The sequence below is a fragment of the Amycolatopsis sp. NPDC051102 genome (assembly GCF_040682815.1).
Taxonomy (GTDB): domain Bacteria; phylum Actinomycetota; class Actinomycetes; order Mycobacteriales; family Pseudonocardiaceae; genus Amycolatopsis.
Genome location: NZ_JBFBBT010000003.1, coordinates 62,198 through 83,935, shown reverse-complemented (window position 1 = coordinate 83,935; position 21,738 = coordinate 62,198). Strand labels below are relative to the sequence as shown.

General features: G+C 71.5%; 19 protein-coding genes. 9 read left to right on the top strand and 10 right to left on the bottom strand.

The genetic code is table 11. The annotated features are described in order from the left end of the window. Positions 1-22: 22 nt before the first annotated feature. The 3 genes from AB0M93_RS10725 to AB0M93_RS10715 form a co-directional block, all read right to left on the bottom strand. Positions 23-736 (bottom strand): maleylpyruvate isomerase family mycothiol-dependent enzyme, encoded by a 714-nt coding sequence (locus AB0M93_RS10725; RefSeq protein ID WP_364270916.1) that lies wholly within the window; start codon positions 734-736, stop codon positions 23-25. A 58-nt stretch (positions 737-794) separates the two neighbouring features. After that, a complete protein-coding gene (ndk, locus tag AB0M93_RS10720) occupies positions 795-1,205 on the bottom strand; it encodes a nucleoside-diphosphate kinase (RefSeq protein WP_310972320.1) in 411 nt (136 codons plus the stop codon). Between the two features lie 122 nt (positions 1,206-1,327). Further along, complete coding sequence (locus AB0M93_RS10715; protein ID WP_364270913.1) at positions 1,328-2,884, bottom strand: alkaline phosphatase D family protein; 1,557 nt, start codon at positions 2,882-2,884, stop codon at positions 1,328-1,330. A 125-nt stretch (positions 2,885-3,009) separates the two neighbouring features. Between AB0M93_RS10715 and AB0M93_RS10710 the strand changes: the two genes are divergently transcribed. After that, the gene (locus AB0M93_RS10710) at positions 3,010-5,367 is read left to right on the top strand and encodes a penicillin acylase family protein (protein ID WP_364270910.1); all 2,358 of its coding nucleotides are present in this window, start codon (positions 3,010-3,012) and stop codon (positions 5,365-5,367) included. Between the two features lie 22 nt (positions 5,368-5,389). On the opposite strand, the gene AB0M93_RS10705 is transcribed toward AB0M93_RS10710, so the two are convergent. Further along, the gene (locus AB0M93_RS10705; protein ID WP_364270907.1) at positions 5,390-5,959 is read right to left on the bottom strand and encodes a TetR family transcriptional regulator; all 570 of its coding nucleotides are present in this window, start codon (positions 5,957-5,959) and stop codon (positions 5,390-5,392) included. A gap of 88 nt (positions 5,960-6,047) precedes the next feature. Here AB0M93_RS10705 and AB0M93_RS10700 point away from each other — a divergent pair, with 88 nt between their 5' ends. Next, positions 6,048-6,941 carry an SDR family oxidoreductase gene (locus tag AB0M93_RS10700; RefSeq protein ID WP_364270904.1) on the top strand — a complete coding sequence of 298 codons (894 nt, stop codon included), beginning with the start codon at positions 6,048-6,050 and terminating at the stop codon, positions 6,939-6,941. A 3-nt stretch (positions 6,942-6,944) separates the two neighbouring features. Here AB0M93_RS10700 and AB0M93_RS10695 read toward each other — a convergent pair whose 3' ends face one another. Genes AB0M93_RS10695 through AB0M93_RS10685 form a run of 3 tightly spaced genes read right to left on the bottom strand, consistent with a single transcriptional unit; the run spans position 6,945 to position 11,322 of the window. Then, positions 6,945-9,212 (bottom strand): P-loop NTPase fold protein, encoded by a 2,268-nt coding sequence (locus AB0M93_RS10695; RefSeq protein WP_364270901.1) that lies wholly within the window; start codon positions 9,210-9,212, stop codon positions 6,945-6,947. Positions 9,213-9,265: 53 nt separating this feature from the next. Next, a complete protein-coding gene (locus AB0M93_RS10690; protein ID WP_364272826.1) occupies positions 9,266-9,622 on the bottom strand; it encodes a DUF4233 domain-containing protein in 357 nt (118 codons plus the stop codon). Between the two features lie 44 nt (positions 9,623-9,666). Next, positions 9,667-11,322, bottom strand: a complete 1,656-nt coding sequence (locus AB0M93_RS10685; protein ID WP_364270898.1) for a folylpolyglutamate synthase/dihydrofolate synthase family protein — start codon at positions 11,320-11,322, stop codon at positions 9,667-9,669. A gap of 73 nt (positions 11,323-11,395) precedes the next feature. On the opposite strand from AB0M93_RS10685, the gene AB0M93_RS10680 reads away from it, so the two are divergent. After that, positions 11,396-12,031 carry a class I SAM-dependent methyltransferase gene (locus tag AB0M93_RS10680; RefSeq protein WP_364270895.1) on the top strand — a complete coding sequence of 212 codons (636 nt, stop codon included), beginning with the start codon at positions 11,396-11,398 and terminating at the stop codon, positions 12,029-12,031. An 18-nt stretch (positions 12,032-12,049) separates the two neighbouring features. Here the strand turns inward: AB0M93_RS10680 and AB0M93_RS10675 are convergent, their stop codons facing one another. Together AB0M93_RS10675 and AB0M93_RS10670 are read right to left on the bottom strand one after the other, a co-directional pair. Further along, positions 12,050-12,826, bottom strand: coding sequence for an alpha/beta hydrolase (locus AB0M93_RS10675; RefSeq protein WP_364270892.1), 777 nt, complete (start codon positions 12,824-12,826; stop codon positions 12,050-12,052). A gap of 11 nt (positions 12,827-12,837) precedes the next feature. Then, complete coding sequence (locus AB0M93_RS10670; protein WP_364270889.1) at positions 12,838-13,599, bottom strand: alpha/beta hydrolase; 762 nt, start codon at positions 13,597-13,599, stop codon at positions 12,838-12,840. Positions 13,600-13,685: 86 nt separating this feature from the next. Between AB0M93_RS10670 and AB0M93_RS10665 the strand changes: the two genes are divergently transcribed. Both AB0M93_RS10665 and AB0M93_RS10660 read left to right on the top strand, forming a co-directional pair. After that, positions 13,686-14,573, top strand: coding sequence for a LysR family transcriptional regulator (locus AB0M93_RS10665; RefSeq protein WP_364270886.1), 888 nt, complete (start codon positions 13,686-13,688; stop codon positions 14,571-14,573). A 57-nt stretch (positions 14,574-14,630) separates the two neighbouring features. Then, positions 14,631-15,635, top strand: a complete 1,005-nt coding sequence (locus tag AB0M93_RS10660; protein WP_364270883.1) for a hypothetical protein — start codon at positions 14,631-14,633, stop codon at positions 15,633-15,635. A 279-nt stretch (positions 15,636-15,914) separates the two neighbouring features. On the opposite strand, the gene AB0M93_RS10655 is transcribed toward AB0M93_RS10660, so the two are convergent. Further along, positions 15,915-18,536, bottom strand: a complete 2,622-nt coding sequence (locus AB0M93_RS10655; RefSeq protein ID WP_364270880.1) for a valine--tRNA ligase — start codon at positions 18,534-18,536, stop codon at positions 15,915-15,917. Between the two features lie 58 nt (positions 18,537-18,594). Here AB0M93_RS10655 and AB0M93_RS10650 point away from each other — a divergent pair, with 58 nt between their 5' ends. From AB0M93_RS10650 to AB0M93_RS10635, 4 genes are all read left to right on the top strand, one after another. Continuing rightward, a complete protein-coding gene (locus AB0M93_RS10650) occupies positions 18,595-18,888 on the top strand; it encodes a hypothetical protein (RefSeq protein WP_364270877.1) in 294 nt (97 codons plus the stop codon). A 36-nt stretch (positions 18,889-18,924) separates the two neighbouring features. Further along, positions 18,925-19,875 (top strand): hypothetical protein, encoded by a 951-nt coding sequence (locus tag AB0M93_RS10645; RefSeq protein WP_364270874.1) that lies wholly within the window; start codon positions 18,925-18,927, stop codon positions 19,873-19,875. Between the two features lie 53 nt (positions 19,876-19,928). Next, entirely contained in the window at positions 19,929-20,366 is a 438-nt protein-coding gene (locus AB0M93_RS10640) for a MarR family transcriptional regulator (RefSeq protein ID WP_364270871.1), read from the top strand. A gap of 65 nt (positions 20,367-20,431) precedes the next feature. Then, entirely contained in the window at positions 20,432-21,733 is a 1,302-nt protein-coding gene (locus tag AB0M93_RS10635; RefSeq protein ID WP_364270869.1) for an MFS transporter, read from the top strand. The last annotated feature ends 5 nt before the right edge of the window (positions 21,734-21,738 follow it).

The following is a 21,738-nucleotide window of genomic DNA, read 5'->3' as shown; positions in this document are numbered from 1 at the left end:
GCCTGAATGGTCTAGAACACCATCAAGGGGTCAGCGGTGCGGCGAGAAGCGCCTTCGCGGCGTCACCGGAGACACGCGGGTCCAGCCCGGTGCGCTTCCACAGGCGCAGCAGGAGATCGCGCGCGGGAGCTTCGACGCTCGCGGCGCCGGCGGTGGCCGCACCCAGCGCGGGCGGCTCGCCGGGGTGCACGGTCCAGACGTCGCCGGTGTCGGTGGCGCGCAGGGTGACCGGCCCGGGCAGCTGCGGCACGGCGTGCCAGCGCGTCACGCGGGGCAGCATCGCGGTGAAGACCTCGTCGACGCCGTCCGCGGCGACGGCCGGGTCGAGCCCGTGGTCACCGCCGAGGTCGGCGAGGTGGATGGCGGTTTCGTGGACCTGGCGGCGGTACCAGAACGCCTTGGTCTTCCCGGTGCCGCCGAAGTGCCAGCACGGGTCGCCGGGCTCGGCGGCCTGGAGCTCGCCGAGCAGGAGCTGCGCGCTTTCGGCGTACCACGACGCGAGGTCGTCGCCCGCTTCGGCGGCGAAGTTCTGCGGCCGCACCTCGCCGGTGCGGACGACGGTCGCGGCCCAGCGGTGGACGTTGCCCAGGTGCGTCGCCAGGTCGGCGACGGTCCAGCCGGCGCAGTCGGGCACCACCGCGGCCGGGTCGGCCGTGCGCAGGGCGCCGGCGAACGCGCCGGTCAGCTCCTCCAGCACCGGGAGGTAGGCGCGCGGCGCGAACGGCATCGTCGTCATGCGGACTCCGCGGTAAAGGGAACCGGGGCCACGCGGACGTGGCCCCGGTTCGGGCGCATCACAGGTCGGGGAACCAGAGCTTCAGCTCGCGCTCGGCCGACTCCGGCGAGTCCGAGCCGTGGACCAGGTTGTACTGGGTCTCCAGCGCGAAGTCGCCGCGGATGGTGCCCGGGGTGGCCTTCTCGACCGGGTCGGTGCCGCCGGCCAGCTGGCGGAACGCGGCGATGGCGCGGGGGCCCTCGACGGCGAGGGCGACCAGCGGGCCCGAGGTGATGAACTCCAGCAGGTCGCCGAAGAACGAACGCTCCTTGTGCTCGGCGTAGTGCTCCTCGGCCAGCGCCTGCGGAACGGTCCGCAGCTCGAGCGCGGCGAGCTTGAGGCCCTTGCGCTCGATCCGCGAGATGACCTCGCCGACGAGGCCGCGCGCGACGCCATCGGGCTTGACCAGGACCAGCGTGCGTTCAGTCACGACGGTGTTTCTCCTTGCTGATGTTTTTCGGGGTCCGGATGGCGGAGCCCCCGGCTCGGGGCGAAGCCCCGGATGCCGTTGGTGCGGTGGGTTTCGGTGCGCGCGAGCCTAGCCGACCCCGCTCAGCGCCCCGCCGGGTGCAGTGTCTTCGACCACAGCGACGCCCCGGTGGCGTCCCGGAGATCGACCGTCAGGTCGCCGCTCGCGCCGTCGACGTTCAGCTCGCCGAAGTGCTGGAAGCCGTCGATCGGGGCCGTGTTCGCCGCCGGCGGGGCGTGCACGAACACCGCTTCCGGGCCGAACGTCGGGTCCAGCGTGTTCGGCCCGAACGCGCCCGCGTTCAGCGGCCCGGACACGAACTCCCAGAACGGGTCGAAGTCCTGGAAGGCCGCCCGGTCGGGCGAATAGTGGTGCGCGGCGGTGTAGTGGACGTCCGCGGTCAGCCAGACGACGTTGCGGACGCGGCGGCGCTGGATCTCCCGCAGTACCCACGCCAGCTCGGTCTCGCGCCCGCCCGGCGCACCCGGCAGGTTGTTCGCCACGGCTTCGATGTCGGCGCCGTCCGGGACGACCAGGCCCAGCGGCATGTCGGCCTGGACGATCTTCCACGTCGCCGTGCTGCGGCCGAGCGCGTCGGCGAGCCACCGGGCCTGCGCGTCACCGAGGATGTAGCCCGGCTTCGTCTGGTCCGCGGTGTTCGCGTTGCGGTAGGTCCGCATGTCCAGCACGAAGATCTCGACCCGCGAGCCGTAGGTGAAGCTGCGGTAGACGCGGCCGTCGACGGCCCGGCGCGAGTCGATCGGGTGCCACTCGTGGAACGCCTGGTACGCCCGCGGCGCGAGGACGTCGACGCGTTTCTCGGTGTAGGCCGGGTTGTCGAGGATCTTGCCCGGGTACCAGTTGTTCAGGACCTCGTGGTCGTCCCACTGGACATACGCCGGCACCTGCGCGGCGAAGCGCTTGAAGTTGTCGTCGAGCCGGTTGTAGGCGTGCTGGCCGCGGAACTCGTCGAGGGTCTCGGCCACCTTCGACTTCTCGGGCGTGACGACGTTGCGCCAGGTGCGGCCGCCGGGCAGGGTGACCGTCTCGGTGAGCGGGCCGTCGGAGTACACCGTGTCGCCGCTGTGCAGGAACAGGTCCGGGCAGCGGGCGGCCATCGCGGAGAAGATCGTCATCCCGCCCAGTGCGGGGTTGATCCCCCAGTTCTGGCCGACGACGTCGCCCGACCACAGGATCCGGGCGTCACGGCGGCCCACCGGCGCGGTGGCGAACCGGCCGGTCAGCGGCTCGCTCGCGGCGCGCCCGTCGAGGGCTTCGGCGGTGACGCGGTAGTGGTACTCGGTGCCGGGTTGCAGCGCGGCGACGCGGACGCGGCCGGTGCCGCCGCTGCCGGGACCCACCAGCGGGCCGGCCACGCGGCGGGCGTGCCGGAACGACGGGTCCCGCGCGATCTCGACGACCAGCCGCGACGGGCGGTCCGCACGCGACCAGACGATCGCCGAGCCCGGCGTGACGTCGCCGGACTGGACGCCGTGGGTGAGCACCGGCCGGTCGCGGCGGACCAGCGGGACCGCGGCGAAGGCCGTGGACGGCGCGACGAGGCCGGCGGCGACGGCGGAGGCGCCGGTGAGCCCGGCCTTGAGCAGCGTGCGGCGGGAGTGGTGGGTCGGTTCGGTCATGCGCGGTTTCTATCCCGCCGCGGCCAACGCCGGTTTGCGGGCGGGTGAACGAATACCGGGGGTTTCCCCCATGTCCGGACGTCGTCGCCGTCGGTAGCTTGGCGATCACGACAAGGGGGTTACGAATGACACACATCCGGAAGGCGCTGGCCGTGGTGGCTGCGGCGCTCTCGGTCACCGCATTGAGTACCGGCGTCGCGACGGCCGGGGAGGACGGCGCGAAGGCCGTCCTGCGCTACACCGAACACGGCATCCCGCACATCGTCGCCAAGGACTTCGCGGGCCTCGGCTACGGCTACGGCTTCGCGGCGGCGACCGACAACGTCTGCGAGCTCGCGAAGATCTACGTCACGGTGAGCGCGCAGCGGTCTCGGTACTTCGGCCCGGACGGCGAGGGCTACCGGTCGCTGTCCGAGGCGAAGAACAACCTGCACAGCGACCTGTTCTTCCAGCAGCTCAACGACTCCGGCGTGGTCGATCGGCTGGTCGCGCAGCCCGCGCCGCAGGGGCCGCGGCCCGAGGTCCGGCAGGTCGTTTCCGGCTACGTGAAGGGGTTCAACGCCTTCCTGGCCCGCACCGGCCGGTCCGGGATCACCGACCCCGCCTGCCGCGGCGCGGACTGGGTCCGGCCGATCACCGAACAGGACTTCTACCGGCACTTCTACGCGATCGCGGTCACCGGCGGCCTCGGCTTCGTCACCGAGGGGCTGTTCGCGACGCCGCCGTCCGGCACGGCGGCCGCGAGCCCGGGCACGACCGCGCAGCTGCCGGCGAGCCTGCGTGACGGGCTCGGCAAGGGCGGCCTGGGCAGCAACGGCATCGCGATCGGCGCCGACGGGACCGCGGCGGGCAAGGGCAGCGTGCTGCTCGGCAACCCGCACTACCCGTGGCACGACGGACGGCGGTTCTGGCAGAGCCAGCTGACCATCCCGGGCCGGGTCGACGTGGCCGGGGCGAGCCTGCTCGGCATGCCGTTCGTGATGATCGGGCACACCACCGACGCGGCCTGGACGCACACGGTGTCGACGCCGGTCACCTTCGGCCTGTTCGAGGTGCCGCTGGCGGCCGGCGACCCGACGACGTACCTGGTGGACGGCAAGGCCGAGAAGATGACGTCCCGCGAGGCCACGGTCCAGGTCCGCCAGGCCGACGGTTCGCTGGAGCCGGTCCGGCAGACCTTCTGGGCGACGCGGTACGGGCCGGTGCTGAACGACGTCGGCGGGTTCGCGGTGCCGTGGACGGCGAAGTCGGCGTACGCGCTGCGAGACGCCAACGCGACCAACCTGCGCGGGTTGAACACCTGGTTCGAGCTCGACCAGGCCCGTAGCACGGCCGACATCGTCAAGACGCTCAGCAGCACGCAGGGCGTGCCGTGGGTCAACACGATCGCCACCGACCGGGCGGGCAACGCGCTCTACGCGGACATCCAGGTCGTCCCGCACGTCACCGACGAACTGGCCGAGGCGTGCAGCACTCCCCTGGGGCGCCAGACGTTCCCCGGCGATCAACTGGCCATTTTGGACGGTGGGAAGTCGTCCTGCCGATGGGGTGCCGACCCGGGTGCGGTGGAGCCGGGGATCTTCGCGCCGTCGAGGCTGCCGCTGCAGCAGCGCCGTGACTACGAACTGAACACGAACGACAGCGCCTGGCTGGCGAACGCGAAGGCGCCGATCACGGGGTACCCGCACATCGTCGGAGACCAGGCCACCGAGCGCAACCCGCGGACCCGGGAAGCGCTGCTCACGGCCGAAAAGGGCGGGTTCAGCACGGACTCGATGAAGAAGATGCTCTTCACCGACCACAGCCTGCTCGCCGACCTGGCGGCGGCGGACCTGGCGAAGCTGTGCGCGTCGTTCCCGGGCGGGCAGGCACCGTCTTCGTCCGGCCCGGTGCCGGTCGGCCCGGCGTGCACCGCGCTGGCGAACTGGGACCACACGTACTCGCTCGACAGCCGGGGTTCGCTGCTGTTCCAGCGGTTCGCCGCGCGGCTCGGCGGGGTCGACCGCTTCACCGTGCCGTTCGACCCGAAGGCGCCGCTGACCACGCCGAACACGCTCAACGTCGGGGATGCGGGCCTCCAGCGGGCGTTCGGCGACGCCATCGCCGAGCTGCGCACGGCCGGGCTCGCCCCGGACGCGCGGCTGCGCGACGGCCAGTCCGTCACCCGCAACGGCGAGCGCATCCCCATCCACGGCGGGCAGGGCTTCCTCGGCGTACTCAACGTGATGACGCCGGTGTGGGACCCGTCGCGCGGCAACACCGAGGTGGCGCACGGCTCCAGCTACATCCAGGTGGTCGGGTTCAGCGGGCGCGCCTGCCCGGATTCCTCCACGCTGCTGACGTACTCGCAGTCGGCCAACCCGGCGTCGCCGTACTTCAGCGACCAGACGAAGCTCTACAGCCGGGGCGAGTGGGTGAAGGGCCGGTTCTGCGAGGCCGACATCCTGCGCTCCCCCGCGCTGCGGGTGGTCGTGCTGCGCTGACCGTCTCGGCGGAGGCGGGTGCTCAGCCGCCTGCCTCCGCCGACAGCGCGCGCAGATCGGCGAAGGCCTCGTCGAGGTGCTCGTCCAGGCTGCGCGCGGATTCCCGGATCCACGCTCCGGCCGCGTGGTGGAAGGTGATCCAGCCGACGTGGGCGGCCAGCGCGGCGAGCCGGTCTTCGACGCCGCGCTCGCGCAGCGCCGCCGCCAGGGCATCGGCCATCGCCGCGGCCTTGGCCAGGTCGCGCTCCCGCAGCGCCGGCGTCGCGGCGATGACCGCCAGCCGCGGTTCGGCGAACGCCCGGTTCCCCTCGAGGATCCCCGCCGCCTTCCGGAAGGCGCGGAGCAGGACTTCGAGCGGCGGCAGGTCCTCGGGCGCGTCGGCCACCGTCCGGGTCAGGTCCGCGCGCAGGGCGGCTTCGCCGTCGAACAGCACTTCGCGCTTGTCCGGGAAGTGCCGGAAGAACGTGCGCTCGGTGACGCCGGCCCGGGCGGCGATCTCGGCCGTGGTGGTCCGGTCGAAACCCCGCTCGGCGTACAGCTCCAAGGCCGCCTGCTGGAGGCGGCGGCGCGCTTCTTCTCCGCTGCGTGGCACTCCGTCAGCCTACCCGTAGCGACAGTGGCTGACACTACGAGGTAGGGTCGGTAGCGTCAGTCACTGTCACTACCTCGGGGAGAGTCCCATGCACGTCTTCGTCACCGGCGGTTCCGGCCTGACCGGCCCCGCCGTCGTCGCCGAGCTGATCGCGGCCGGCCACACCGTCACCGGCCTCGCGCGTTCGGACGCGGCCGCCGCCCGGCTGGCCTCGCTCGGCGCCACCCCGCACCCCGGCTCGCTCGACGATCTCGCCGGCCTGCGCGCGGGAGCCGAAGCCGCCGACGGCGTCCTGCACATGGCTTTCGGCGGCGATTTCAGCGACCCGGACGACATGATGCGCCGCGACCGCACGGCGATCGAGACGCTGGGCGGGGCCCTGGCGGGCTCGGGCAAGCCGTTCGTGAGCACGTCCGGCACGCTGGTCATGCCCGCCGGCCGGGAAAGCACCGAGCGGGACGAGCCGGACACCTCCGGGCTCGCCGCGTTCCGGATCGCGGGCGAGCGGGCTTGCCTCGGCTTCGCCGGTCGCGGGGTGCGCGCGAGCGTCGTCCGGCTCGCGCCGACCGTCCACGGCCCCGGGGACCACGGTTTCATCGGCATGCTCGTCGAGACCGCCCGCAAGACCGGAAAGTCGGCCTACGTCGGCGACGGCGGCAACCGGTGGCCCGCGGTGCACCGGCTCGACGCGGCCGTCCTGTTCCGCCTGGCCCTGGAGCAGGCGCCGGCCGGCAGCGTGCTGCACGGAACGGCGGAGGACGTCCCGTTCCGGCGCATCGCCGAGACGATCGGGCGCGGCCTGGGCCTGCCCGTGGTTTCCCTGACTCCGGACGAGGCCGCGGGGCACTACGCGAGCCCGTTCATGGCCAGGGTCTACGGCTTCGACGCGCCGGTCTCCAGCACCTTCACGCGGGAGCTGCTCGGCTGGTCGCCCACCCGGCCGCCCCTGCTCGACGACATCGAGCACGGCGACTACCTGTGATGATCACGAGGGAGGTGCGTGCCTGCCAGGCGACGCCGCACCCGTGACGGGCTCTCCCGCGCAGTGCCGGATCCTGGCGGCCGTCAGCGGCCCGCCCAGCGCCGAGGTGAACACTTCGCACACGGGTGCCGACGTCGCCACACCGTGCAGGTTCGCGGGGAGGTGGTCGGCCACCAGGATGGGTTCCAGCACCCCGGCCACGGCGTCGGGGCAGCACTCCAGGTAGTCGAACAGGCTCGGCCAGCGCATCCGGACGATGCTCCACAGCGCCAGCGTGTCCCGGCTCGGCGTGTTGCCTTCGAGCGTGCGGACGCAGCGGAAGATGCTGTAGGTGTTGAAGAAGTGCTTCATGCCACGGGGGTTCTCGCCCAGCAGCGGGCGGAACTTCCGGAGTTCGTGTTCGGTCCGCCGGACGACTTCCGGTTGGAGGAGCGCCAATGCCGCATCGCCGGCCACAGCGGCCTTCGCGGCCGGGGATGCCTCCGCCACCAGGTCGAGGATCTCGCTTTCCCGGCCCTGTCCCGCGTTCAGCCGCCTGCGCAGATCTGTCGTCTCGGCCGTCACCGCTGTCGCGTCCTGGTCACCGATCCGCAGGAGCCGGTCGACGTAGTGCTGCTGCTTCGCCTCGGTGAGCAGGGGCATGCGGACCGTCAGCTGGAAGATCTTGTCCAGGAACAGGTAACCCAGCGGCTTCCCCGGCAGGGCGACGCAGTCGCCGAAGGTTTCGTACGTCAGCTCGTAACTCTTGCGCAGCCAGGCGCCATCGGCCGCGACGACGAAGAACGGTGCGGGCACGTCTTCGGCGCCCGCCCGGCGTGGTGCGTCGCGGAAGAGGGTCTGGACGGTGTCGAGCAGGTCGACGACCTGGGCGTGCGGGCAGCGATCGAGGTCGTCGACGAAGAAGACCACCGGCTTGCGCGTCTGCCCGAGCAGCCAGGAGAAGTGCGCCGAAACCTCGTGCAGCGGGTTGGTCCCGGACTGCTCGAACAGCTTCGCCCCGCGGGCGGAGTTCCACAGCAGGAACCGGCTCGCGACGAGCGCCCCGGCCCACAACGGGACCAGCGCCCCGGCAACGGCGGTGACGACCTTCGCGGCCGCACCCCACTGGTCCGACGTGCCTTGCCGCGGCCAGAGCCACATCGCGATGCCGCCGGCCAGCACCAGCAGCACGGCGACGGCAGCGACGTATGGTCCGCCCGTCCGCCGGACGCGCTCGGAGATCTCCTTGACCCGCAGGGCTTTCCGGCGCCACCACCCGAGGTCGCCGGCGATCGCGTCCCGGGCGGCGGTGAGCAGGAACCACCAGGGGTGCGCGAGCCGGGCCTGACGCCAGGCATCGAACTCGACGACGAGAAAGCCCGGCTCGAGGCGTTCGCGCAGGAACTTGAGCAGGGTGCTCTTCCCGGTCCCCCACCGGCCGTCGAGGTGAACCAGGAACGACGAATCCGGCCGTTCATCGGCGATCCGGGCGAGGCGGTCGTGGATCACCCTGGCGAGGGCCTTGCGGTCGAGGAGGTCGTGGTCGGCGGGCGAGTCGCTGAGCCAGTCGACATCCGAATCCGGCGGGGCGACGGCGGCCGCGGTCTCCGGGCTCCAGGCGACCCGGAGGGCCCCCACCCGCCCCCGGAGAGAGACGCTTGGCTGCTGCAGGATCGTCCGGGCGTGGTCGACGACATACTCTGCGAGCTCTTCCCCGGTCACGACCCCGTCGCCGCCGAGATCGGCGGCACCGGTTCGCAATCCCTCGATCACGACACCGGTCAGTACCCCCTCGGACCAGGCCGGCCCGTTCTCGGTCTCCCGGGAGCCGTTGGTGGCGGCGATCGTCAGGGTCGTTCCCGCGCGCTCCCGCGGAAGTTCCAAGGCTGCCATGAACGAGCCCGAGTGGCAGAAGTCGAGAACGATCACCCGGTTGAGGCACGGGCTGTCCGCCAGGCAGGCCCGGATGAAGTCGGCGCTCAGTCCGGTGCCGGCCAGGTCGGCGGGGTCGGTTTCCGTGGCGGCGAGGTAGTAACGGCCGGCAGTGCCCTCGATCCCGTGACCGGTGAGGTAGAGGAACAGGTCGTCGTCCGGCTCGGCCGTCGAGAAGAAAAGCGAGATGGTCTGCTCGACCTCGCGCAACGACGGGTTGGTGGAGGATTCGACCGAGCCGTACCGGCCGACGCCGCTGTCGCGCAGGACCTGGTAAAGCCCGTAGGCATCGACGCCAACCGGCCCCAGGGACGGGTGGTCGTACGAGGTGAAGCTGATGAGGAGGGCTTTCCTGGCCAAGGGTCGCTCCCATCGACGAGTCCCTCAGGGAGTCGCGCGACGGGGGCGAAATGTCACGGCTGGGGCTGCTGGCTCGCCAACGTCCCCGCCGCCATCCGGCGTGCGACGTCTCGCCGCAGCCACAGCAGCCACAGCCACACCGCCAGGAAGATCACGCCCAGCACCGCGATCGCCGGCAGCCAGAACACCAGCGCGATCAGCACCACCTGCAACGCCAGGATCACCGGTACCGCCCACGGGCGCTTGACGAACCCGCACGTCACGATCAGCAGGACCGCCACGGCGATGACCGTCCAGCCGGTGCCCGTCGAAATGCCGCCGCCCAGTTTGTTCACCACCGGCAACGCCAGGGCGACCGTGATCGCCTCCATGATCAGCGTCCCGGACATCACGCCGCGGAAACCCTTCATCGGGTCCTTGGGCTTCGGCTGCGAAGGCGTTTCCTGCGACGACGTCACGCCGGCTCCTTCCCGAACAGCGTGCGCGCCTCGCCTGCCGTGACCACCGAGCCCGTCACCAGCACGCCGCCGCCCGCCAGTGGCTCCTCCGGGTCGTCGTTGGTCTCCACCAGCGCGATCGCCGTCTCGATCGCCGTCTCCAGGTCCGTTTCGGCGACCACGCGGTCCTCACCGAACACCGAGATCGCCAGCTCGTTCAGCTGCTCCAGCGGCATCGACCGGGGCGAGGAGTTGCGCGTCACGACGATGTCCGACACCACCGGCTCCAGCGCGTCGAGGATGCCGTGGGCGTCCTTCTCGGCCATCACGCCGACCACCGCGACCAGGCGGCGGAACGCGAACTCCTCCGACACCGTCGTCGCGAGCGCGCGGGCGCCGTGCGGGTTGTGGGCCGCGTCCAGCAGGACCGTCGGTGCCGAACGGACGCGCTCGAGCCGGCCCGGGGTCTCGACCTCGGCGAACGCCTCGCGCACCGCCTCGACGACCAGCTGCCTGTCCTTGCCCGCGCCGAAGAACGCCTCGACCGCGGCCAGCGCCAGCGCCGCGTTCGCGGCCTGGTGGGCGCCGTGCAGCGGGAGGAAGATCTCGTCGTACACCCCGCCGAGGCCCTGCAGCTTCAGCAGCTGCCCGCCGACCGCGATCTCCTTCTCCAGCACGCCGAACTCGCTGCCCGCACGCGCGACCGCGGCGTCGACCTCGACCGCGCGCTCCAGCAGCACCTTCAGCACCTCGGGGTCCTGCTCGCCGATCACCGCGACCGAGCCGGGCTTGATGATGCCCGCCTTCTCGCGCGCCGCGCCGAGGATGTCCGGGCCGAGGTACTCGACGTGGTCGAGGCCGATCGGGGTGATGACCGCGACGTCGGCGTCCGCGACGTTCGTGGCGTCCCAGGCGCCGCCCAGGCCCGCTTCGAGGACCGCGGCCTCCACCGGGGCGTCGGCGAACGCGGCGAACGCCATCCCGGTGAGGATTTCGAACTTGCTCATCGCGACGCCGTCCGCGGCCGCACCGTCCACCATGGACACATACGGCGCGATGTCGTTCCACAGCTCGGCGTAGCGCGCGGCGGAGATCGGCCGTCCGTCGAGCGCGATCCGCTCGGTGACCAGCTGCAGGTGCGGGCTGGTGTAGCGGCCGACGCGCAGGCCCATCCGGGTCAGCAGCGCGTCGATCATGCGGGCCGTGGAGCCCTTGCCGTTCGTGCCGGCGACGTGCAGCACCGGGTAGCCGCGGTTCGGCTCGCCCAGCAGCTGCGTCAGCGCCGAAATGCGGGTCAGCGACGGCTCGATCTTCGTCTCCGGCCAGCGCTGGTTCAGCTCGGCCTCGACGGCCATCAGCTCGCGCCGCGCCTGGGGGCCGTCCGGATCGCCGTACTCGACCTGCTCGCCCTGGTCGTCGAGCTCGTGCAGTTCGGTGTCCTCGGGCACGGTGAGGTCGGGCACCGGGCCGGTGGCGAGGTTGTCGCCGAGCTGGCCGACGCCGCCGATCCCGCCGCGCGAGCCGCCACCGGCTTCGAACGCGGTGTCGCGGACGTCCAGTTCCGGGTCGTGGTCGTCGGACTCCTCGTACCCCGACGTCCCCAGTTCGTCGACGCCCGCGAAGCTGTCCAGATCCGACAGGTCCGGCCTGCGACCTGTCTCATCCTGCGGCACTGAATCTCCTCCGGCCTGGGGTTTCGCACTTGCGGTCCGAGTCTACGTGCGTGCTTGGTGGCACTCTCGACGCATGCCGTTCAACCACAACGACCACTACCACCCGCTGCTGCTGGACCTGCTGCCGCCGGGGCCCGGGATCGCGCTGGACGTCGGCTGCGGCACCGGCCGGTTCGCCCGGCGGCTGGCCGCGACCGGCATGGCGGTGGAGGCGATCGACGTCTCGGCGGCGATGGTCGCGGCGGCGGCCGGGCTGGGGTCGCCGGGGCCCGGCGAGATCGTCTACCGGCACGCCGACGTCACCACCGACGCCCTGCCCGAGGGGCACTACGACTACATCTCGTGCATCGCCTCGCTGCACCACGTGCCGTTCGAAACGGTCACCAAGCTGCGCCGCGCGCTGGTGCCGGGCGGCGTGCTCGTGGTGCTCGGCCTGGCCCGGCCGAGCACGCCGGTGGACTGGGCCCAGGCCCTCGCCGCGGTCCCGGTCAACGCGCTGGCGCGGCTGGTCGTCTACGCCGCCGAACGGCTGAACGGCGGCCCCGAGGACGGCCCGAAGGCGCCCCTCGTCGACGACTACCCGACGCTGGCCGAGCTGCGCCGCGAGTCGGCCCGGCTGCTGCCCGGGAGCACGGTTCGGCCGCTGCTGTTCTGGCGGACCTTGATCACTTACCGTGAGCAGGGCGACGGTGACCCGGCTGACGGGTGACGTCCGTCCCGGTGACGCTCAGGGCGTCGACCGGATGAAGTCCAGGACGACCCGGGCGAACTCGTCCGGCAGCTCGGCCGGGGCGCCGTGTCCCGCGTCGATCTCGGCGGCGCGCGCGTCCGGGATCGCGGCGACCAGCTCCCGCTGCTGGCCGGCGGTGACGATCCGGTCGTGCGCGCTGCCGAGCACGAGGACCGGCGCGGTGATCTTCCCGAGGACGGGCCGCAGGTCGACGGCGCGGTCGGCCGCGATCTGCCGGTCGGCGCCCGGCTGGATCACCGTTTCGAGGGTCTTGACCAGCTGTTCGTTGCTCTCCGCGGTCGCCTGGTCCCAGTAGCGCGGGCCGAAGGCCATCAGCGGGAGCATCCGGGCGAAGGTCCCCGTTTCGAGCAGGCCGAGCCAGTAGCGGAACTCGGCGTCCTGCCGGGTGTCGGTGACCGGCCACGCGGCGTGCAGGACCGCGTTCCGGACGCGGTCCGGGTGGGTGCCGGCCAGCTGCGCCGCCACGACCGCGCCGAGCGAGTGCCCGGCGACGTGGGCGGTCGCGAACCCGGCGTGGTCCAGGACGGCCGCCGCCTGGGCGGCGAGGGCTTCGACGGTGATCGGGCCGCCGCCGTCGGTGGTCAGGCCGGAGCCGGGGAAGTCCGGGGCCAGGACGGTGAAGCCGTGCGCCTGCGCGGTCAGCGGCGCCCACTGCTCGCGGGAGGCGGCGGTGCCGTGGAGCAGGAGCAGGGCGGGCCCGTCGCCGGTCCGGTCGTAGTGGACGACGGCGTCTTCGAGGGTCACTTTCGGCATGGTCGTGTCCTTCAGGCGATCTGGCGGAGGGCGGCGGTGAAGGCGCGCGGCTTTTCCTGGTGCGGCAGGTGCCCGCAGCCCGCGAGGACGTGCACGCGGGCGCCGGGTGTCCGGGCGGCACAGGTGCGCGGCACCTCGAGCGGGATTTCGGCGTCGAGCTCGCCGTGCAGGTAGGTGATCGGGACGGCGAGGTCCGCGAGCCGGGGCCGCGGGTCGTAGGTGGTGCACTCGGTGAACAGCTCGTCGATGTAGACGCCGGAGTCGAGCAGCTGGCGGATCGTCCAGTCGACGAGCCCGCGCGCGGTGCCGGGGGCGAACCAGTTCGGCACCCAGTCCTCGAGCGTGCCCGCCCGGTCGTCGACGAGCCGTTTCCGCAGGTCGTGGACCTTGTCGAGCATGCCGGTGCCGGGCCAGTAGCCGGGGCTGCCGACGGCGACGACGCGTTCGACGAGCTCGGGCCGGGCGAGGGCCAGCTCGGTGGCGAAGACGCCGCCGATGCTCGACCCGACGACGGCGGGGATGATCCCGAGCCGTTCGACGAGGCCGGCGACGTCGGCGGCGATCCGGGCGATGGTGTTGCCCTCGGCGGGGTGGTCGGAGCGGCCGCAACCGCGCCAGTCGAGCGTGATGACGCGGTGGTCGCGCACGAGGTCGGGCAGGCACGACTGCCAGACCCGGCTGCTGGTCCCCCAGCCGTGCAGGAACAGCAGGGCGGGGCCGGTGCCGGCGTCTTCGTAGTGCAAGCGGGTGTGGTCGATTTCCATGAACGGCATGCAGGTGATGGAACCGTGCTCGTTCGCGATCATCGATGGGCAATCCGCTCCTACACTGATCACGGATCCTGATGAATGGGGGCGGCGTGGAGCTGCGTCAGCTGAAGTACTTCGTGACGGTGGCGGAGGAGCTGCACTTCGGCCGCGCGGCGGAGCGGCTGCACATCGTCCAGCCGGCGGTGAGCCAGCAGGTGCGACGGCTGGAGCGGGAGCTGGGGGTGACGTTGTTCACCCGCACGACGCGTTCGGTGGTGCTGACGGAGGCGGGGCAGCGGTTCCTGCCGGAGGCGCGGGCGGTGCTGGCGGCGGCGCGGCGGGCGGAGGATTCGGTCGTGACGTTCCGGCCTTCGGAAGCTTTGGTCCGCCTGGGGACCAGCGAGGGACTCGGCGACCGGCTGGACGGGTTGCTTCGGGCGTTCGCGCGGCTGTGCCCGTCGGCGTCTCTGGAGTTGCTTCACGCGCCGACCCTCGACCGGCTTCAGCGGGTCCGGGACGGTTCTTTGGATGCGACGATCGTGCGAGGATCCTGGCCTGCTTCGGGGCTCGACCTCACTCCTTTGTGGATGGACGAGGTGTGGGTGGCGCTACCCGCGTCGCACGAGCTCGCTTCGTCTGCGACGGTTTCGTTCGCTTCGCTGGCTTCGCTTCCGGCGCGGCTGAGCCCGCCTTCGCGGAATCAGCCGCTGTACGACCTGGTGGTTTCGTCCTGCCGGGAGGCGGGGTTCGAGCCGTTGCTGGGCAAGGAGTTCACGACGGCGCAGGACACCTTGGGGACGCTGGGTTTCGGCCGTCCACACTGGACGGTGTTCTACCGGGCGCACGCGAACCTGCTGCCGGTACCGGGGGTGGTGTTCCGGCCGCTGCGGGACCCGGCACCCCGGATGCAGACGTACCTGGCAACACCCTCGGACCGGCGGCTGACACCGGAGCTGGCGGCGCTGATCGAAGCCGCGCGGGAGACAGCGGGCGACTGAGCAGCCTTCACGGCGCGTTGCCCGGGCACGGGGTCGCCGATGCGCCATCATGTCCGGGTGGCCGACGCCGAGCCGGGCAGCAAGCCTGCCGAGAAGGAGCAGAAGCCGCCCGAGGGCTTGTCCCAGTTCATCGGCAAGGTGCTCGACCAGCTGAGCTTGAGCGCCTGGATGCCGGCCGCCATGCTGGTCGGCTGCGGTGCGGTCCTGCTCCAACTGCGAAGCCAGCAGAACTTCAACGTGGGCGCCGCGGTGGTGGCCTTGACCGCGAAGCCGCTCGGCATCCTCGTCGTGTTGGCGTTCGCCCTCGTCCTAGCCACCAAGATCAGCCAGGCCTTTTCGTTCTCGGCGATCCGGTTTTTCGAGGGCTATTGGAAGGGACCACTGGTCTGGCTCGGTGTCTACCGGCTCTTGGTCCGCCGGAAGGCGAAAAAGCGAGTCAACCTGGAGACGAGGCTGGAAAAACAGACCAAACGAGCATTCGAGGCCGCCCGCCCGATCTTGCTCGAGCGCCACATCGCAAGGTCGCTGATCGATGCGGCCGAGGACGCGGCCTACTCGAGACCACTCACCGCCCGGCGCGAACAACTCGCCGCCGAGTTCCACTGGCAGGAGTGGCTCCCACCGGACGTGGCGGGACGGCTGGTGAGGATCGAGCAGGCACAACGCGACTACCCGCCGCCACACCTGATGTTGCCCACCAAACTGGGCAACATCCTGCGCGCCACCGAGTACGAGATCACCGAAGGAGTCGGGGATCCCCAGGATCTCGTGCTCCGGCGGGGAGACACGATCCCGTCCCGGCTGCGGCTCCACCACGACCAGTTCCGGACCCGGCTCGACATGTACTGCACGCTGATCCTGGTCCACCTCGCCTTGGCGGCCCTCAGCCTCGCCTTACTGGGGTCGGCCGGCCTGCCGGTGGCCGGTACCGCAGTGACGACCACGACTTTCCTGATCTTGGCAGGGGCCAGTTACTCGGCCGCCATCGCGAGCGCCCGCGGATACTGCACCACCCTGAGCGTGATCTTCTCGACGGAATCCGAATCAACGCCCCGGGGATGAGGACGGTTTCATCGGCAGCTTGTGCTTCGGACAGTCGGGCTTGCCGAAAGAGCTCTTGCGCTCCTTGCAGCCCGGCACCCTGCATTCGTACTGCTTCATGTGCGGCCCAGGTGTGCCAGGAACCCGGTCTTCGACCACCGACCGACTTTCCCCCGGTGCGAGGCGAGTTGTCAACGCGCCGAACGGCGGCAATGCCTGCCCGATCCTCGACACATCTTGTTCGGCCTTCACGACAAAGCCCGGCGCTCCGCACGAGAGCACCGGGCTTTGTCCACAACCTCAGGAAGCCGGCAGGGCCGCCAGGCGAGCGGTGATCCGGTCGATGTCCGCCACCGCCGTCTCCTTGCGGAGCTTGATCTTGGCCACCACCTGCTCCGGGGCCTTCGCGATGAATGCCTCGTTGCCCAGCTTCGCCTCCGTCTGCGACAGCTCCTTCTCCGCCGCCGCGAGGTCCTTCTGGAGCCTCTTGCGCTCGGCCGCCACGTCGACCGTGCCCGACAGGTCCAGCTCCACCGTCACCACGCCGTCCGCCAGGGCCACCTCCAGGGACGCGCTCGCCGCGAACTCGGGCGCCGGCTCCGTCAGGCGGACCAGGGACCGGATCGCCGGTTCGTGACCGCCCGTGTACCCCGCCAGGCGGGCCGCCACCTTCTGGCCCGGCTTCAGCCCCTGGTCGGCGCGGAACCGGCGGATCTCCGTCACCAGCTTCTGGACGTCCGCGATCCGGGCGTCGGCCGACGCGTCCGCGTAGCCCTCGAACGGAGCCGGCCAGGCCGCGACCACCAGCGACTCGCCGCCCGTCAGGGCCGTCCAGAGCTTCTCCGTGATGAACGGGATGAACGGGTGCAGCAACCGCAGCACCGTGTCCAGCACGTGGCCCAGCACCGACCGCGTCGCGGCGACGCGCGCGTCATCCCCTTGGTACAGCTGGACCTTCGCCAGCTCCAGGTACCAGTCGCACAGCTCGTTCCAGGTGAACTGGTAGAGCGCGCCCGCCACCTTCGCGAACTGGAAGTCCTCGAACAAGCCGTCCACTTCGGACACCAATGCGCCCAGGCGGCCGAGGATCCAGCGGTCGGCCTCGGTCAAGGAAGACGCGGAAGGCAGCGGCGAAGCGACCGAAGCGCCGTTCATCATCGCGAACTTCGTCGCGTTCCACAGCTTCGTGCAGAAGTTGCGGGAGCCCGCCGCCCACTCGTCGGCCAGCGCCATGTCCGCGCCCGGGTTCGCGCCGCGGGCCAGGGTGAACCTGGTCGCGTCCGCGCCGTACGCGTCCATCCACTCCAGCGGGTCGATCACGTTGCCGCGGGACTTCGACATCTTCTTGCCGTGCGCGTCGCGGATCAGGCCGTGCAGGTACACGTGGTCGAACGGCTGCTTGCCCGCCATCTGGTGCACGCCGAACATCATCATCCGGACGACCCAGAAGAACAGGATGTCGTAGCCGGTCGACAGCACGCTCGTCGGGTAGAAGCGAGCCAAGTCTTCGGTGTCGGCCGGCCAGCCCAGCGTCGACATCGGCCACAGGCCCGAGGAGAACCACGTGTCCAGCACGTCCGGGTCCTGCGTCCAGCCCTCGCCGGACGGCGGCTGCTCGTCCGGGCCGACGCACACGACTTCGCCGTCCGGGCCGTAGTAGACCGGGATGCGGTGGCCCCACCACAGCTGGCGCGAAATCGTCCAGTCGTGCATGTTGTCGACCCAGTCGAAGTACCGCTTGCCCAGCTCCGGCGGGTGGATCTGGGTGCGGCCGTCACGGACCGCGTCGCCGGCCAGCTTCGCCAGCTCCTCGACCTTCACCCACCACTGCAGCGACAGCCGCGGCTCGACCACAGTGTCGCAGCGCGAGCAGTGCCCGACCGCGTGCACGTACGGCCGCTTCTCGGCGACGATCCGGCCCGCCTCCCGCAGCGCGGCGACGACCGCCGGGCGCGCCTCGAAGCGGTCGAGGCCCTCGAACGGCCCCGGCGCGGTGATCTCCGCGCGCTCGTTCATGATCGTCAGCATCGGCAGGTCGTGGCGGCGGCCGATCTCGAAGTCGTTCGGGTCGTGCGCCGGGGTGACCTTCACCGCACCCGTGCCGAACTCCGGGTCGACGTGCTTGTCGGCCACGATCGGGATGCGGCGGCCGGTCAGCGGCAGCTCGACCTCGGTGCCGACCAGGTGCGCGTACCGCTCGTCGTCCGGGTGGACGGCGACCGCGGTGTCGCCCAGCATCGTCTCCGCGCGGGTGGTGGCCACCACGATGGCGTTGTCGCCGTCGCCGTAGCGGATCGAGACGAGCTCGCCGTCGTCGTCGTTGTGGTCGACCTCGATGTCCGACAGCGCCGTCTGGCAGCGCGGGCACCAGTTGATGATCCGCTCGGCGCGGTAGATCAGGCCCTCGTCGAAGAAGTTCTTGAACACCGTCTGGACGGCCTTCGACAGGTTTTCGTCCATGGTGAAGCGCTCGCGCGACCAGTCGACGCCGTCGCCGAGGCGCTTCATCTGGCCGAGGATCTTGCCGCCGTACTCGGCCTTCCACTCCCAGACGCGCTCGACGAACTTCTCGCGGCCCAGGTCGTGGCGCGAGAGGCCCTCGCCGGCCAGCTGCCGCTCGACGACGTTCTGCGTCGCGATGCCCGCGTGGTCCATACCCGGCAGCCACAGGACCTCGTAGCCCTGCATGCGACGGCGGCGGCTCATCGCGTCCATCAGCGTGTGGTTGAGGGCGTGACCCATGTGCAGCGAACCGGTGACGTTCGGTGGCGGCAGTACGATCGAGAACGGCGGCTTCCCCGACGAAGCGTCGGCCGTGAAGTACCCGGCCGCTACCCAGCGGTCGTACATCGGTGCTTCCTCGGCGGCCGGGTCCCAGGCACCCGGAAGGTCGGTGGTCTGCTGCGGAGCGTTCTCGGTCACAATGGACAAGTCTACGAACCCGTCACCGCGGGTCACCCAGGGGGAAGGCACTCTGACGATGGCGGAGCCTCAGCAGCCGCAGGACCCGGACGACCGGCGCCTCGAAACGCACCCTGACCTGATGAACCCGGACTGGCAGAAGTACGCCGAGCGGGACGCCTGGCTGGGTGCGAAGAAGGACCTGAAGAAGCGCCGCAAGCGCGAGCGCCGCACCGGCGGTTTCCAGCAGCCGGGGCACAGCCGCTGGCCGGGCGTGCTGGCCCTGCTGATCGTGGTCGGCCTGGTGGCCGCGGCGATCATCGTGCACCAGATCCAGGGCGTCGGCGTCAACGAATTCGCGTACTTCGGGTAACGCTCGTCCCCCGCTGTCGATGATCAGTCGTCGACCTTGGGGGAACACGTGGACCTGATGGACCCGGACTGGCGCGAGCACGCGCAGACCGACGCTTGGCTGGACCCGGAGCAGGCTCGTAAGCGGCGGACCGCCGGACGCCGGCGCTGGTGGTTGTTCGCCGCGTTCCTGCTGGTCCTCGCCGTGGGCACGACGGCGATCGTGCTGGCCGCCCGCCGGCCCGCCCACGACGCCGCGCCGCCGGACCCGACTTCGGTGCCGGACGTCGCCCCGGTCGACCTGGCCCGGCCGTACGCGCACACCCCCGCCGACATCTGGCCGAAGGGTCTCGACGGCATCACCTCGCCCGCCCCGGCCGCCGTCGGCCCCTTCAAGGCCGACGCGGTCGCGGACGCCTACGCGAAGGTCCGACACGCGATCGCCGCCGCGAACCTCGACCCGGCCGTGCTCTACCGCCACGACACCACCGCCTTCCTCGCCGCCTTCGCCCCCGACCAGCGCGCGGACCTGACGTCGAAGCTCACCGAGAAGCCGTCGAAGGACGGCGGCTTCGACACCTACGTGACCGAGATCGCCGACGGCTACCACCTCCTCGACGCGGGCCCCCGCACGTTCGGCACGCTCACCGCACGCGTCGGCGACAACCCCGGCGAACTGGCCGTGGCGGCGAAGTACGTCATCGCCTACGCCTTCGACGACCCCCACCCGCAGACGCTGACCAGCCCGAACGAGATCGTCACCTTCCTGCGGGTGGACGAGACCTACGTGGTGGTCACCGGTTCGCGCGCCGCGAAGTCCAGCCTGGGCCTGTGGCTCGACGGCGGGCAGAGCGCCCTTTCGTCGGTGGGCTGCGCCGCCGCCAAGGAGGGCTACCTCACCCCCGGCTACGCGAACCCGCCGTCGGCCACGCCCTCCACCGGCGAGAAGAACCCGCCGGGCTACTACGACCCGAAGTACCCGGTGCCGACCATCGACGACTGCGGCTGATCGTTCCGGCCCCACAAGATGCACAGCCTGGACTGCACAGTTAGACTGTGTGTATGGGCGAAGTACCTCCGCACGTGGCCGAGAGCGCCGGGTGGATCCGCGGGGTCGTCGGGCAGCTGCACCGGCGGCTGCGCCAGGTCGACAACGCCGGGATCCTGACGCCGTCGCAGTCCGCCGTGCTCAACCGGCTCCACCGCGAGGGCCCGGCCACGCAGGGCGAGCTCGCCGCCGCCGAGCACGTGCGGCAGCAGTCGATGGCCGCCACCCTCGGCGTCCTCGACGAGCTCGGTTACCTCGCCCGCACGCCCGATCCGGCCGACCGGCGGCGCGTGGTGATCAGCCTCTCCGAGGCCGGCACCGCCACCGTGCGCGGGATCCAGCAGCACCGCGACGAGTGGCTGGCACAAGCCCTGCTGGACGAGCTGTCCCCCGCCGAGCTCGACGCCGTCACCCACGTGCTGCCGCTGCTGCAGCGCGTCGCCGAACACTGAAGGAGTTCCTCACGAGCACCGTCACCGCTCCCGCCAAGTTCGGCGCCCGCCTGGTCACCCCGCTGGTGGCCGGCGCGGTGCTCAACCCGATCAACTCCACGCTCATCGCCGTCGCGCTCGTCCCGATCGGGCAGAGCTTCGGCGCCGGCCCCGGCCAGACCGCCTGGCTCATCTCCGCGCTCTACCTGGCCACCGCGGTCGGGCAGCCGGTGGTGGGGCTGCTGGTGGACCGCTACGGCGCCCGCCGCGTCCTGCTCGGCGGCGCGAGCCTCGTCATCGTGGCCGGGATCGCGGGCATGATCCCCCTCTCCGTCGGCTGGCTGACCGGCGTGCGCGTCGTGCTCGGCCTGGGCACGTGCGCCGGGTTCCCGGCCGCGATGGCCGTGCTGCGCCACCACGCCGAAGCGCACGGCCAAGGCGTGCCCGCACGCGTGCTGTCGGTGCTGTCGATGTCCGCGCAGACGGTGATGGTGATCGGCCCCACCCTGGGCGGCGTGCTGATCGGCCTCTTCGGCTGGCCCGCGATCTTCGCGGTGAACATCCCGCTCGCCGGGCTGTCGCTGGTGCTGGCGCTGCTGTGGGTGCCGAAGGACGAGCGCGGCGCACGCACCGCCACCCGGATCGACGTGCTCGGCATCGCGCTGTTCTCCGCGACCCTGCTCGCGCTCCTGTTCTTCCTGATGGACCCCGGCACCGAGGTCTGGCTGCTCGCCGTCGTCGCCGCCTTCGGGACCGCCTTCACCCTCGTCGAACTGCGGCGCGACACGCCCTTCCTCGACCTGCGGATGCTCGCGGCCAACCGGGCGATCCTGCGGACGTACCTGCGGCAGGCGCTCAGCTTCATGGCCATCTACGCGGTCATGTTCGGCTACGTCCAGTGGCTGGAGACCGCGCGGCAGCTGTCCGAGGAGGCTGCCGGGCTGATGCTGCTGCCGATGTCCGGCACCGCCGTCTGCGCCGCGGCCTTCTCCGGACGCGCGTCGGGGATCAAGGCGCGGCTGGTCATCGTCGCGGTGGCCCTGGTCGGCGGCTCGGCCCTGCTGCTGCTCGTCCACGACGGCACCTGGGCCGGCGCGCTGCTCGCGCTGGCCGCGTTGTTCGGCTTGGCCCAGGGCCTGACCAGCGTCGCGAACCAGACGACGCTCTACCGCGAGGCGCCGTCCGAGCAGATGGGCACCGCGAGCGGCCTGTTCCGGACCGCCCAGTACCTCGGCGCGATCGTGGCCTCGACGCTCATCGCGCTCTGCTACGGCCCGCACGCGGACTCTGCGGGCCTGCACCGGCTGGCCGTCGCGCTCGTCGTCATCAGCGGGCTCCTGCTGCTCGTCACCGTCGCCGACCGGGGACTGCGCGCCGGAAAGGCGTGACCCTC